Origin of the sequence: Phaeobacter sp. A36a-5a, assembly GCF_037911135.1 — a bacterium.
Taxonomy (GTDB): Bacteria; Pseudomonadota; Alphaproteobacteria; order Rhodobacterales; family Rhodobacteraceae; genus Phaeobacter; species Phaeobacter bryozoorum.
Genome location: NZ_JBBLYU010000001.1, coordinates 879,623 through 892,351, shown reverse-complemented (window position 1 = coordinate 892,351; position 12,729 = coordinate 879,623). Strand labels below are relative to the sequence as shown.

Genomic DNA, 12,729 nt, shown 5'->3' with positions numbered 1-12,729 from the left:
TTAGCCCTTCATCACGTTGATGTCTTCCACGGCGATGGTGCCGCGGTTGCGGAAGAAGCAAACCAGGATCGCAAGACCAATAGCGGCCTCGGCGGCGGCCACGGTCAGCACAAAGAGGGTGAAGACCTGACCCACCAGATCCCCAAGGAAGCTGGAGAAAGCCACAAGGTTGATGTTCACCGCCAAGAGCATCAGTTCGATGCTCATCAGCAGGATGATGACGTTCTTGCGGTTCAGGAAGAGCCCGAAGATGCCGATGACGAACAGCGTCGCCGCGACGGTTAGATAATGCTCGAGTGTGATCATTGTCTCAAAGCCCCTGCCCCGGTTTCACATCCTTGAGTTCCATGGCCAAGGCCGGATCGCGCATCATCTGGGCGACAACGTCCTGACGCTTGACGTCGGTGCGGTGGCGCAGGGTCAGCACAATGGCGCCGATCATCGCAACCAGCAGGATCAGGCCGGAAAGTTGGAACAGAAGGAAATATTGGTCGTAAATGATGAGGCCAAGCGCCTCGGTGTTATGCTGGTCAGTCGGGATCGGCTGGGCCAGCTGCGTGGCCGCCGCCGGTGCGGTTTCCCACACACCAAAAGCCATCACGAACTGCATAAGGATCACCAGACCGATGAGCAGCGCCAGCGGCATATAGCGCGCCATCTCTGCTTTCAGCTCGGCAAAATCCACGTCCAGCATCATCACCACAAAGAGGAACAGCACCGCAACGGCACCGACGTAGACGATGACCAGCAGCATGGCGACAAATTCGGCGCCCAGCAGCACGAACAGCCCGGCCGAGGAAATAAAGGCCAGGATCAGCCACAGCACAGAATGCACCGGCTGGCGGCTGATCACCGTGAACAGCCCGCCGGTGATGGCGCTGATGGCAAAGAGGTAAAAGGCAAAAACGCTCATGTTTCATCGTCCCCTTTGGCGTCCAGAACCTCTTGCGCCAGTTCCAGCGCGCGGGTCATGGCCGGGATGCCGGCAAACACCGACATCTGTCCGATCGTTTCAACGATCTCTTGTTTCTTAGCGCCCGCCTCCAGGGCGTGGCGTACGGTCTGGCGCACGGCTGAATCCGCCTGTGCGCCCTGCATTGTCAGCCCGGCCAATGTCAGCAGCAGCCGGGTTTTGGCATCCAGCCCGCCCTTGTTGACGGTATTGCCGAACATCATCTCCATGACATCCTTCGGCATCGTCGGCCACAGCGCTTCAAACTCCTTGAACGCTCCGGTGGGAGAGAAGCTCTCCAACGCCGGGTTCAGGGCTTTGGCCATGTCCTGGGCCTGGGCCATCATGGCCTCAAATGGGTTCTTGGCATCGCTCATCGGTACGGCGCGTCCAGTTCGAGATTGCGCGCGATCTCGGCTTCCCAGCGCTCCCCGTTCGAAAGCAGCTTGTCCTTGTCATAGAACAGCTCCTCGCGGGTCTCGGTGGCGAACTCGAAGTTCGGGCCTTCGACAATTGCATCCACCGGGCAGGCTTCCTGGCAGAAACCGCAGTAGATACACTTCGTCATGTCGATGTCGTACCGCGTGGTGCGGCGGCTGCCGTCCTCGCGCGGTTCCGCGTCGATGGTGATCGCCTGCGCCGGGCAGATCGCCTCGCACAGTTTACAGGCAATGCAGCGCTCCTCGCCGTTCGGATAGCGGCGCAACGCGTGCTCACCGCGGAAGCGGGGCGACAGCGGGCCCTTCTCGTGCGGATAGTTCAGGGTGGCCTTAGGGGCGAAGAAATACTTCATCCCCAGTTTGAAGCCGACCCAGAAATCCTGCAGCAGGAAGTATTTGGCGGCGCGGGTGTAGTCGATGTTCGCCATTGATCAGCCTCCCACGGTCCAGCGGGCGAAGATGCCCCAGAACCAGTCAAATTTTGCAGCAAAGGATACGAAGACCACCCAGGCCAGCGAGAACGGCAGGAACACTTTCCAACCCAGACGCATCAGCTGGTCATAGCGGTAGCGGGGCGTGATTGCCTTCACCATTGCGAAGAGGAAGAAGAAGAACGCCATTTTGCCGACCATCCACAGGACGCCGTCGGGCAGCCCAGGGATCGGAGACAGCCAGCCGCCGAAGAACAGCAGTGTTGTCAGCGCGCACATCAGGAAGATGGCGATGTATTCCCCGGCCATGAACAGCAGGAACGGTGTCGCCGAGTATTCCACCTGGTAGCCTGCAACCAGCTCCGATTCCGCTTCGGGCAGATCGAACGGCGGGCGGTTGGTTTCCGCAAGTGCCGAGATGAAGAACAGGAAGACCATCGGGAAATGCGGGATCCAGTACCAGTTCAGCAGACCCAGATCACCGTCCTGCGCACGTACGATGTCGCCGAAGTTCATGCTGCCGGTGGAGATGATGACCCCAACGATAATCAGACCAATCGAGACCTCGTAAGAGATCATCTGCGCCGCTGAGCGCAAGCTGCCGAGGAACGGATATTTCGAGTTCGAGGCCCAGCCGCCCATGATCACGCCATAGACCTCCAAGCTGGAGACAGCGAAAACATAGAGGATCGCCACATTGATGTCCGACAGGACCCAGCCGTCGTTGAAGGGGATCACCGCCCAGGCGATCATCGCCAGCACAAAGCTGGTCAATGGGGCCAGAATAAACACGGTGCGATCGGCACCGGCGGGGATCACCACCTCTTTGACAACATATTTGAGCGCGTCGGCCACCGTTTGCAGCAGGCCGTAGATGCCTACGACATTGGGGCCACGACGCATCTGGACAGCCGCCCAGATCTTGCGGTCCCCGTAGACGAGGAACAGCAGCGAAATCATGACAAATGCAACAACTGCAAGCACTTGCGCCAGGATCAGAACAGCGATGCCGCCTGGGGTGTTAAAGAATTCAGCCATAGGTCCTCACACCGTGGGTATTCCGTTAGCCTCGCAATCCGCGACCACGACTTCGGCGTCGATGGTGCGCAGTCCGCGCGGGAGGGAAGGCGAGATGGTGTAGACAGCATCTGCCGTCTGATTGCCACCCTCTTGTTTCATTTTTGTGCGCACATGACGTGCAAATCCATAACCGCGGATCAGCGCATATTGCGCCGCCGCGCATTCCGCATAGTTGTCCAGATCGGCACCATTGCGGGCGCCGGTCATGGCCACGTGGAATTGCACCAGATCGCCGTCCAGTAGCCGTGTCTCTACCCCTTCGTAGTCGGGGGTGAACGGCGCCCGAGACGTCTGCGGGGCCTGCACGCAGGCTGCCAGCAGCAGAGGCGATATGATGCTCGCACGGATCACTCCGCCGCGATCTTCTCGGCGCTACGCGCCTTTGCGTTGGCGGAGAGTTCCGCCATCAGCTGCGACGACCGCGCAATCGGGTTGGTCAGGTAGAAGTCCTTGACCGCAGGCAGGAATGCCGCCTTGCCCATGGCCTCAACCTCAAGCGCCGGGCCGTCATTTGCCGCCACTTCGTCAATGCGCGCCAGATGCGGCACCTCTGCCACCAGCGCACTGCGCAGTTGCGCCAGCGAGTCATAGGGCAGCTTGGCATCCAGCTCCGCGCTGAGCGCCCGCAGGATCGCCCAGTTTTCCTTGGCCTCACCGGGGGCAAAGCTTGCGCGCATGGCCAGCTGCGGACGCCCTTCGGTGTTCACGAACAGACCGTTTTCTTCGGTATAGGCAGCACCGGGCAGGATGACGTCGGCGCGATGGGCACCACGATCGCCGTGCGAGCCCTGGTAGATCACAAAGGCGCCTGCATCAATTTCGACCTCATCAGCGCCGAGGTTGTAGATCACCTCTGCGCCGTCGATGGCCGCCTCAAGGCCACCCTCGGTGACCGCATTCACATCCATCGCACCAACACGGCCGGCAGCGGTGTGCAGCACCAGCAGTTTGCTCTCGGTCATGGCCGCGTATTTCTGCGCATGGGCCAGTACCGCCAGACCATCGGCCTCACGCAGGGCGCCCTGGCCGACGATGACCAGCGTATCTTTGCCAATCGCGCCTTCGGTTTCGCCGTTGAGCAGTGTCTCGAGCGCTGCGCGGTCGGTGCCGAGGTGGGCGTAGCCATAGGTCAGATCGACCGGCTGGCCGATCAGGCCGATATTGGCGCCGTTGATCCAGGCCTTGCGCAGGCGGGCGTTCAGAACCGGCGCCTCATTGCGAGGATCGGTGCCAATCAGCATGATCGCCTTGGCGCTGTCGATATCTTCGATGGTTGCGGTGCCGACATAGGCCGCGCGGTTGCCGATCGGCAGACGGGCCTTGTCCGTCCGGCACTCAACCTTGCCACCCTCCCCTTCGACCAGCTGTTTCAGCGCAAAAGCCGCCTCAACCGGGACCAGATCACCGATCAGGCCGGCAATCTTCTTGCCCTTCATTGCGGCGGCCGCTGCCTCCAGGGCCTCCGGCCAGGTCGCGGGCTTCAGCTTGCCGTCGACACGCACATAGGGGCGATCCAGACGCTGGCGACGCAGCCCGTCCCAGACGAACCGGGTCTTGTCGCTGATCCATTCCTCATTCACGCCGTCATGGTTGCGCGGCAGGATGCGCATCACTTCGCGGCCTTTGGTGTCGACACGGATGTTCGACCCCAGCGCGTCCATCACGTCGATGGTTTCGGTTTTGGTCAACTCCCACGGGCGGGCCGTGAAGGCATAGGGTTTCGAGGTCAGCGCCCCAACCGGGCACAGGTCGATGATATTGCCCTGAAGGTTCGAATCCAGCGTCTCGTTCAGATAGGAGGTAATCTCGCTATCCTCACCACGACCGGTCTGGCCCATCTGGGTAATGCCTGCGACTTCGGTGGTGAAACGAACGCAACGCGTGCAGGAAATGCAGCGGGTCATTGCGGTGCCGACGAGCGGACCGAGATCGAGATCGTCGACGGCGCGCTTTGGCTCTCGGAAGCGCGAGAAATCAACGCCATAAGCCATCGCCTGATCCTGAAGATCACATTCGCCACCCTGATCGCAGATCGGGCAATCCAGCGGATGGTTGATCAGCAGGAACTCCATCACGCCCTCACGGGCCTTCTTGACCATCGGCGAATTGGTCTTCACCTGCGGCGCCTGGCCTTCGGGACCGGGACGCAGGTCGCGGACCTGCATGGCGCAGGAGGCGGCAGGTTTCGGCGGGCCGCCGACAACCTCAACCAGGCACATCCGGCAATTGCCGGCGATGGACAGGCGCTCGTGGTAGCAGAAACGGGGAATTTCCACCCCGGCCTCTTCACAGGCCTGGATCAGGGTCATCGCCCCATCCACCTCAATCTCGGTTCCGTCAATGTTGATCTTGCGGAGGTCAGACATGGTCTATTTCGCCCTCAGTAAAACGCCGATCGCGCTGTTTTTCTTGATTTCCGCACGACCAAACGTACAGAATGTTTCCGTTTTCTCATATGAGACCCCGTTTTGCGCCAGGAAGCGTTCTCCCTTGGCCCGCATCCGGGCTTTTTCCTCGTCCGAGCCGATGTAGGCGCGGATTTCCGTATCCGTATAGCCAAGAGCATTGGCACGTGCCCGCAGGCGCCGCAGTTCGGTCAGACCCTTGAAGTAACGCGCGGTAATCGCATCACAGTGGTCGGCCACTTCCTTGGCCAGAGCGACCGCGAACAGCGGGTCTTCGATCTCTTGCACATCGCGCAAGGACGGCTTTGCCGCGCCCATCGACGGCAGCAGCATCAGGCAGGCGGCACATGTCGCAATCAGGATTCGCATTGGTGAACACTCCTTGGTGAGGGAGCGACCAGAACGCGCGCAGGCGACGGCGTTATGCAATAACACCGGCGTGGGCGCAGATTGCGCGGCCAAGGGATATGCCCGGCCTGCGATCACGGGGTGCAGGTTCCGCCATAGACGGCCGTATCGCCATCCAGCGGCACGGCAATATCCGCATCAAGCGGGTTGACCTGCCAGGCAATGCGCGACGTGCCGAAGTTTTCGATGCAGTAACGGGTGCTCTCGTGATGAGCGGCCAGCCGCGCGCCTTCCAGCGAGCGCGAGGCTTTGGATACCGTAGTGGTAAACACCGCCAGCGTCTCTTTCTTGTTGACCGCTTTGGACTTCGCCGAAAAGGGCACGCCCGCGTAGGTCGGGCGATTGTTGACGATACCGTCACACCCGGCCAGCACCCCGCCGCAGACGGCCAGCACAGCCATGGTTTTGGTCACACCCGTGATCATCCGGCTACCCCCCGACCCTATTCGGCTGCCATGGCGCCCATGCGCCCGGACTTCTGTGCCTTGATACGGTCTTCGATTTCCTCGCGGAAATTGCGGATCAGGCCCTGGATCGGCCAGGCTGCGGCGTCGCCGAGCGCGCAAATGGTGTGGCCTTCGACCTGCTTGGTCACATCCCACAGCATGTCGATCTCTTCCAGCTCGGCCTCGCCTTTCACCAGACGGTCCATCACGCGCATCATCCAGCCGGTGCCTTCACGGCAGGGGGTGCATTGGCCGCAGCTTTCGTGCTTGTAGAACTTCGATAGGCGCCAGATCGCCTTGATGATATCGGTCTGCTTGTCCATCACGATGACCGCCGCCGTGCCAAGGCCGGAGCCCAGTTCGCCGCGCAGATAGTCGAAATCCATGATCGCGTCGCGCATGTTCTCGCCGCGCACACACGGAACAGAGGAGCCGCCGGGGATCACCGCCAGCAGGTTGTCCCAGCCGCCGCGGATGCCGCCGCAATGCTTCTCGATCAGCTCCTCAAAGGAAATGCTCATCGCCTCTTCAACCACGCAAGGGTTGTTGACGTGGCCGGAGATCGCAAACAGCTTGGTGCCCGCGTTGTTCTGACGGCCAAAGCCTGCAAACCAATCGGGGCCGCGACGCAGGATGGTCGGCACAACGGCAATGGATTCAACGTTGTTCACCGTGGTCGGGCAGCCATAAAGGCCAGCACCAGCCGGGAACGGCGGTTTCATCCGCGGCATGCCCTTCTTGCCCTCAAGGCTTTCGATCAGCGCAGTTTCTTCGCCGCAGATATAGGCCCCTGCACCATGGTGCAGGAAGACGTCAAAGTCCCAGCCGGAGCCAGCGGCATTACGGCCCAGGAGCCCTGCGTCATAGCATTCGTCGATGGCCGCCTGCAACGCCTCGCGCTCGCGGATATATTCGCCGCGCAGGTATATGTAGCAGGTATGCGCATTCATAGCGAAGGAGGCGATCAGCGCGCCCTCGATCAGCGTATGCGGATCATGGCGCATGATTTCACGGTCTTTGCAGGTGCCCGGTTCCGATTCATCGGCGTTGATCACCAGATACGAGGGGCGACCATCGCTCTCTTTCGGCATAAAGGACCATTTAAGGCCGGTAGGGAAGCCCGCACCACCGCGTCCGCGCAGGCCGGAATCCTTCATGTTCTGGATGATCCAGTCCCGCCCTTTTTCGATGATGCCCGCAGTGCCATCCCAATGGCCCCGCTGTTTTGCGCCTGCCAATGTGCGCTCATGCATCCCGTAAAGGTTGGTAAAGATCCGGTCCTGGTCCTTCAGCATGTCTGCCTACCTTTGGCTGTCCTGGCGCATCCGCCAGAGTTGAAAAATGTTGACCGCTGCATAGATGAAGCCTGCAAGGGCTGCGAAATCAAACAGCAGAGCGTAGCGCCCGGCGAGCCCCAGCGCGGGGCCGATGAACAACGACATTGCCAGCCAGCCAAGCATGGTTGCGGCAATCACCAATGCGATGTGCCGTCCCTTTGCTGCCAGTGCTTTGTCGCGCTCTACGCTCATGTGGTCCTGAATATTGGCCCCTGCCCCGTAGGACAGGCGCGGTTATCGTGGTGTCAGTCTTTTTTGTAGCGGTCGTCGGCCTTGGCCTTCTTGGCGAATTCGGTTTCCTCGCCAGCCGCCAATTGCCGGGACTGTTCGATCCAGCCGTCGCGGACGATGCGCCCCTTGAACTTCAACCGGCTATCGACCCATGCGATCTGCTCATCCGTCCAGGCGGCGATCTGGTCAAAGTGGTAGAACCCCAGATCATTCAGGGTCTGCTCCAGCTTGGGACCGACACCTTTCAGCATCTTCAGATCATCGGCCTTGCCATCACGCGCTGCGGTCAGGGTTTCCGGCTTCTCTTCAACAGCGGCTCCGGCTTCTGCGGCCGCGCCCTCAGGAGAGGCCGGTTCGCTGACAGCAGCTTTTTTCGGAGCGGCCTTCTTTGGTGCGTCGCTCTTTGCCTTAGCAACCTCGGCCTGTTTCACCGCCGGAAGCGGTGTTTTCGGCGCGGGCGGCGGGGTGTCGGCACTGTCGCGACCGGCAACCTTGCCGTCCTTGCCAATCCATGGCGTCAGGATCGGCACTTCGGTGCCGTCGATACGCTTGACTGTATCGCCAATATCCGCCGCCAGCTGGACCGACGCATTATACTGCGTCTTGCCGCTTTCATATTCTGTCAGCGAGGTCAGCCCCGATTTCGGCTCGGCCGCGTAGCGCCCGTTTTGCGGGCCCGGCAGCGGCACCTGACCGGCAGCCAGATCATCCAGCAGCTTGGCAAAGCCTTCTGCGGTCAGATCTTCGTAATAATCCTTGCCGATCTGGGCCATCGGGGCGTTGGTGCAGGCACCAAGGCACTCGACCTCTTCCCAGGTAAACTTACCATCCGCCGACAGGGTAAAAGGCTTGTTCGCGATCTTTTCCTGACAGACGGCAATCAGATCCTCTGCGCCGCAGATCATGCAGGACGTGGTCCCGCAGATCTGAACATGTGCAACCGATCCAGTGGGTTGCAGCTGGAACATGAAGTAGAAGGACGCAACCTCAAGCGCACGGATATAGGCCATGCCCAGCATGTCCGCGACATATTCGATTGCAGGCTTCGTCAGCCAGCCTTCCTGCTCCTGCGCACGCCACAGCAGCGGAATGATCGCACTGGCCTGACGGCCATCAGGGAATTTGGTGATCTGCGCTTCGGCCCATGTCTGGTTCTCGGGCGTGAAGGCAAAACTATCGGGTTGTTCGGAATGCAGACGACGAAGCATTAGCGGTCAATCTCTCCAAATACGACGTCCATGGTGCCAATGATGGCCGCGACGTCGGCGAGTTGGTGGCCCTTGGCCACATAATCCATGGCCTGCAGATGCAGGAAGCCCGGCGCACGCAGCTTGGCGCGATAAGGTTTGTTGGTGCCATCTGCAACCAGATAGACGCCAAATTCGCCCTTGGGCGCCTCAACAGCGGCGTAGACCTCGCCGGCGGGCACGTGGAACCCCTCGGTATAGAGCTTGAAGTGGTGGATCAGGCTCTCCATCGAAGTTTTCATATCGCCCCGTTTGGGCGGGGTCAGCTTGCCACGGGCCAGAATATCACCGGGGGTTTCGCGCAGTTTGCCGATACACTGGCGAATGATCGACAGCGACTGGCGCATCTCTTCCATACGGACAAGGTAGCGGTCGTAGCAGTCGCCGTTCTTGCCAACCGGGATCTGGAAATCGAATTCGTCATAGCACTCATAGGGCTGCGCACGGCGCAGGTCCCAGGCAAGGCCGGAGCCGCGCACCATCACCCCGGAGAACCCGTAGTTGAGGATATCCTCCTCGGTCACGACACCGATATCGGCATTCCGCTGTTTAAAGATGCGGTTCTCGGTCAGCAGCCCGTCGATGTCATCCAGAACGGATGGGAAGCTATGGGTCCAGGCCTCGATATCGTCGATCAGCGCGTCGGGCAGATCCTGATGCACACCACCGGGGCGGAAATACGCCGCGTGCAGGCGCGCACCACAGGCCCGCTCATAGAAGATCATCAGCTTCTCGCGCTCTTCAAAGCCCCACAGCGGCGGGGTCAGCGCGCCAACGTCCATCGCCTGCGTCGTCACGTTCAGCAGGTGATTGAGGATCCGGCCGATCTCGGAATAGAGAACGCGGATCAGCGACGCGCGACGCGGCACTTCCACGCCGGTCAGCTTTTCGATGGCCAGACACCAGGCATGTTCCTGGTTCATCGGCGCCACATAGTCGAGGCGGTCGAAATACGGCAGGTTCTGCAGGTACGTCCGGCTCTCCATCAGCTTTTCGGTGCCGCGGTGCAACAGGCCGATATGCGGGTCGCAGCGCTCAACGATTTCGCCGTCCAGCTCCAGCACCAGACGCAGAACGCCGTGTGCCGCAGGGTGTTGCGGTCCGAAGTTGATGTTGAAGTTACGGATCTTCTGTTCGCCGGTCAGGGCGTCGTCCATTTTGGAGCCGTCCATTACTTCGCCCCCTCTTTCTCGTCGCCGGGCAGGATGTATTCGGCACCCTCCCACGGGCTCATGAAGTCAAACTGGCGGTACTCCTGAACCAGGCTGACCGGTTCATAGACAACGCGTTTCTGCGCCTCGTCGTAGCGAACCTCTGTATAGCCGGTGGTCGGGAAATCCTTGCGCAGCGGATAGCCACGGAAACCATAGTCGGTCAGAATGCGGCGCAGATCCGGGTGGCCGGTGAACAGGATGCCGAACATGTCGAACACCTCCCGCTCAAACCAGTTGGCCGAGGGATGGATGGTCACGATCGACGGCAGCATCTCATCCTCGCGGATCGATACGCGCAGGCGGATCCGCTGGTTCTGATACATCGACAGGAAATGATAGACCACGTCGAACCGCTTGGCGCGATCCGGGTAGTCAACGGCCGTGATATCGACAAGCGACGAGAACTTGCAGGTCGCATCGGCTTTCAGAAATTCGACAAACCCCGCAAGGTTCGACGGGGCAACATCGACATTCAGCTCATCAAAGCTGACATCCCAGTCGATGACACAATCAGGACGTTTGGCAGCGATCTGGGTGCCGAGTTCTTTCAGAGCTTCAGTCATATTTGTCTCTCCAACCAAAGCCACTTAACGCACAAGCGTGCCGGTGCGGCGAATTTTGCGCTGCAATTGCATCAGACCATACAGCAGCGCCTCTGCCGTCGGCGGGCAACCGGGCACATAGACATCCACAGGCACGATCCGGTCACATCCGCGCACCACGGAATAGCTGTAGTGGTAATAGCCGCCGCCATTGGCGCAGGACCCCATCGAGATCACATAACGCGGCTCGGGCATCTGGTCGTAGACCTTGCGTAGGGCGGGCGCCATCTTGTTGGTCAGCGTCCCCGCGACGATCATCACATCCGACTGGCGCGGAGAGGCACGCGGCGCGATACCGAAACGCTCGGCATCGTAGCGCGGCATCGAGGTGTGCATCATCTCAACCGCGCAGCAGGCCAGACCAAAGGTCATCCAGTGCAGCGAGCCGGTGCGCGCCCAGTTGATGATATCCTCTGCCGAGGTCAGCAGAAACCCCTTGTCCTGCAGTTCGGCATTCAGGGCCTGGGTGACAACTTCCTTGTCGACGCCAGCCGTATTGGCTCCGGTCATCACTCCCATTCCAGGGCCCCTTTCTTCCACTCATAGGCAAAACCGATGGTCAGCACAGCGAGAAACACCATCATCGACCAGAAGCCCGCATCGCTCATATCCTTGAAGCCGACGGCCCAGGGAAACAGAAACGCTATTTCCAGATCAAAAATGATGAACAGAATCGACACCAGGTAGAACCGGACATCAAACTTCATCCGTGCGTCGTCGAATGCGTTGAACCCGCATTCGTAGGCGCTGACCTTTTCAGGGTCCGGATTGCGGACGGCCAGCACAACTGCCGCCAAAATAAGAACAATTCCAAGCCCGACCGCTACGGCCAGAAACACCAGAATCGGGAGGTATTCCCGCAACATCTCTTCCACGAGTGGCTCCTTTCCGTGCGCGCGGATTTCTGCGCGCCGTCAATTGGCGTGTTGACTTGGGGCAGTGTCTACTCCCCTCCCCCCTCACCGTCAACCAACGCATCGTTAATGGATAAACCTTCTGTAACGGGCGCGGCAGATCCACATCATGGGCCTTAAACCCTATTGTTTTCATAGGATAAGGCGTACCCGGCAAAAGGCACGCCCCAAGCGAAGAAATCAGGCATTTTTAACGGGGCTACCGCTGCCAGCTTGGTTTTTCCTTGGCGAAAAACGCGGCAATCCCTTCGGGTGCCTCCCGGCCTTCCCAGCGCTCCACCAATGCGGCAATCGTGTGATCAATCACCGCATCGTCGATTTTCGGCCCCAGATCACGTACCAATGCCTTTGCGGCCCCGACCGCCTCGGGCGCGCAGCTCAGATAGGGGGTCACCTCGGCCTCGATTGCGGCGTCCATCTCGCTGGCGGGCACGGTCCGCGCAAGAATCCCGAGATCGACCGCCTCATCAGCCCCGAACAGGCGCGCCGACATAAAGACACGCCGAGCCCGCGCCTCACCCATGCGGGCGACGACATAGGGGCCAATCGTGGCCGGGATCAGGCCCAGCCGTGTCTCCGTAAGACCCATCTTGATGTGGTCGGCCCCAATCGCGACATCGCAGACACAGGCCATGCCGACACCGCCGCCAAAGGCATTGCCCTGAACCGCCCCAATCACCGGCTGCGGCAAGGTATTGATGGCCATCAGCATCTCCGCCAGAACCCTGGCTTCGCGCGCACGGGTTTCGGCATCCGCAGTCATCTGTGCCTGCATCCAGCCCAGATCGCCGCCCGCGCAGAAACTCTTGCCCGCCCCAGTGAGCACGACAACGCGCACCGACCGGTCCGCAGCCAGCGCAGCTGCGGCAGCCTTCAGCTCCTGTAGCATATCGCCGGACATGGCGTTGTGCTTCTCGGGGCGGTTGAGCATGAGGGTCGCAACACCCCGATCGTCGGTGGTCAGCGTGAGTGTGGTGTACATAGGGGTCGTCCTGCCTGTCCTGCTCGCAGCCCACTGCCGG

17 protein-coding genes are annotated in these 12,729 nt (G+C 60.5%); all 17 read right to left on the bottom strand.

Annotated features, from left to right (window positions below):
* The 17 genes from nuoK to WLQ66_RS04085 all read right to left on the bottom strand — a co-directional run bounded on the left by nuoK (nt 1) and on the right by WLQ66_RS04085 (nt 12,689).
* Nucleotides 1-306 (bottom strand): NADH-quinone oxidoreductase subunit NuoK, encoded by a 306-nt coding sequence (nuoK, locus tag WLQ66_RS04165; RefSeq protein ID WP_014874166.1) that lies wholly within the window; start codon nt 304-306, stop codon nt 1-3.
* Nucleotides 307-310: 4 nt separating this feature from the next.
* Nucleotides 311-913, bottom strand: a complete 603-nt coding sequence (locus WLQ66_RS04160; protein ID WP_340545125.1) for an NADH-quinone oxidoreductase subunit J — start codon at nt 911-913, stop codon at nt 311-313.
* Entirely contained in the window at nt 910-1,329 is a 420-nt protein-coding gene (locus tag WLQ66_RS04155; RefSeq protein ID WP_340545124.1) for a carboxymuconolactone decarboxylase family protein, read from the bottom strand. The genes WLQ66_RS04160 and WLQ66_RS04155 overlap by 4 nt, the downstream gene beginning before the upstream one ends.
* Nucleotides 1,326-1,820 (bottom strand): NADH-quinone oxidoreductase subunit NuoI, encoded by a 495-nt coding sequence (nuoI, locus tag WLQ66_RS04150; RefSeq protein WP_340545123.1) that lies wholly within the window; start codon nt 1,818-1,820, stop codon nt 1,326-1,328. The genes WLQ66_RS04155 and nuoI overlap by 4 nt, the downstream gene beginning before the upstream one ends.
* A 3-nt stretch (nt 1,821-1,823) precedes the next feature.
* Nucleotides 1,824-2,861 (bottom strand): NADH-quinone oxidoreductase subunit NuoH, encoded by a 1,038-nt coding sequence (gene nuoH / locus WLQ66_RS04145; protein WP_340545122.1) that lies wholly within the window; start codon nt 2,859-2,861, stop codon nt 1,824-1,826.
* Between the two features lie 6 nt (nt 2,862-2,867).
* The gene (locus tag WLQ66_RS04140; protein WP_340545121.1) at nt 2,868-3,254 is read right to left on the bottom strand and encodes a YNQ4 family lipoprotein; all 387 of its coding nucleotides are present in this window, start codon (nt 3,252-3,254) and stop codon (nt 2,868-2,870) included.
* Nucleotides 3,251-5,269, bottom strand: coding sequence for an NADH-quinone oxidoreductase subunit NuoG (gene nuoG / locus WLQ66_RS04135; protein ID WP_340545120.1), 2,019 nt, complete (start codon nt 5,267-5,269; stop codon nt 3,251-3,253). Before nuoG ends, WLQ66_RS04140 begins: the two co-directional genes overlap by 4 nt.
* Nucleotides 5,270-5,272: 3 nt before the next feature.
* Nucleotides 5,273-5,677 carry a DUF5333 domain-containing protein gene (locus WLQ66_RS04130; RefSeq protein ID WP_340546294.1) on the bottom strand — a complete coding sequence of 135 codons (405 nt, stop codon included), beginning with the start codon at nt 5,675-5,677 and terminating at the stop codon, nt 5,273-5,275.
* 113 nt (nt 5,678-5,790) lie between these two features.
* The gene (locus tag WLQ66_RS04125; protein ID WP_340545119.1) at nt 5,791-6,141 is read right to left on the bottom strand and encodes a hypothetical protein; all 351 of its coding nucleotides are present in this window, start codon (nt 6,139-6,141) and stop codon (nt 5,791-5,793) included.
* 17 nt (nt 6,142-6,158) lie between these two features.
* Entirely contained in the window at nt 6,159-7,457 is a 1,299-nt protein-coding gene (gene nuoF, locus WLQ66_RS04120; protein ID WP_340545118.1) for an NADH-quinone oxidoreductase subunit NuoF, read from the bottom strand.
* 6 nt (nt 7,458-7,463) lie between these two features.
* Nucleotides 7,464-7,691 carry a DUF5337 domain-containing protein gene (locus WLQ66_RS04115; RefSeq protein WP_340545117.1) on the bottom strand — a complete coding sequence of 76 codons (228 nt, stop codon included), beginning with the start codon at nt 7,689-7,691 and terminating at the stop codon, nt 7,464-7,466.
* A gap of 53 nt (nt 7,692-7,744) precedes the next feature.
* Nucleotides 7,745-8,938: an NADH-quinone oxidoreductase subunit E gene (locus WLQ66_RS04110; RefSeq protein WP_340545116.1), complete on the bottom strand. Its 1,194-nt coding sequence runs from the start codon at nt 8,936-8,938 to the stop codon at nt 7,745-7,747.
* A complete protein-coding gene (locus WLQ66_RS04105) occupies nt 8,938-10,149 on the bottom strand; it encodes an NADH-quinone oxidoreductase subunit D (protein WP_260084618.1) in 1,212 nt (403 codons plus the stop codon). The genes WLQ66_RS04110 and WLQ66_RS04105 overlap by 1 nt, the downstream gene beginning before the upstream one ends.
* On the bottom strand, nt 10,149-10,754 hold the full coding sequence (locus tag WLQ66_RS04100) for an NADH-quinone oxidoreductase subunit C (protein WP_340545115.1): 606 nt from the start codon (nt 10,752-10,754) through the stop codon (nt 10,149-10,151). The genes WLQ66_RS04105 and WLQ66_RS04100 overlap by 1 nt, the downstream gene beginning before the upstream one ends.
* Nucleotides 10,755-10,778: 24 nt before the next feature.
* On the bottom strand, nt 10,779-11,312 hold the full coding sequence (locus tag WLQ66_RS04095) for a NuoB/complex I 20 kDa subunit family protein (RefSeq protein ID WP_082996117.1): 534 nt from the start codon (nt 11,310-11,312) through the stop codon (nt 10,779-10,781).
* Nucleotides 11,303-11,668 carry an NADH-quinone oxidoreductase subunit A gene (locus WLQ66_RS04090; protein WP_014874151.1) on the bottom strand — a complete coding sequence of 122 codons (366 nt, stop codon included), beginning with the start codon at nt 11,666-11,668 and terminating at the stop codon, nt 11,303-11,305. Before WLQ66_RS04090 ends, WLQ66_RS04095 begins: the two co-directional genes overlap by 10 nt.
* A 238-nt stretch (nt 11,669-11,906) precedes the next feature.
* Entirely contained in the window at nt 11,907-12,689 is a 783-nt protein-coding gene (locus WLQ66_RS04085) for a crotonase/enoyl-CoA hydratase family protein (protein WP_340545114.1), read from the bottom strand.
* Nucleotides 12,690-12,729: the final 40 nt, after the last annotated feature.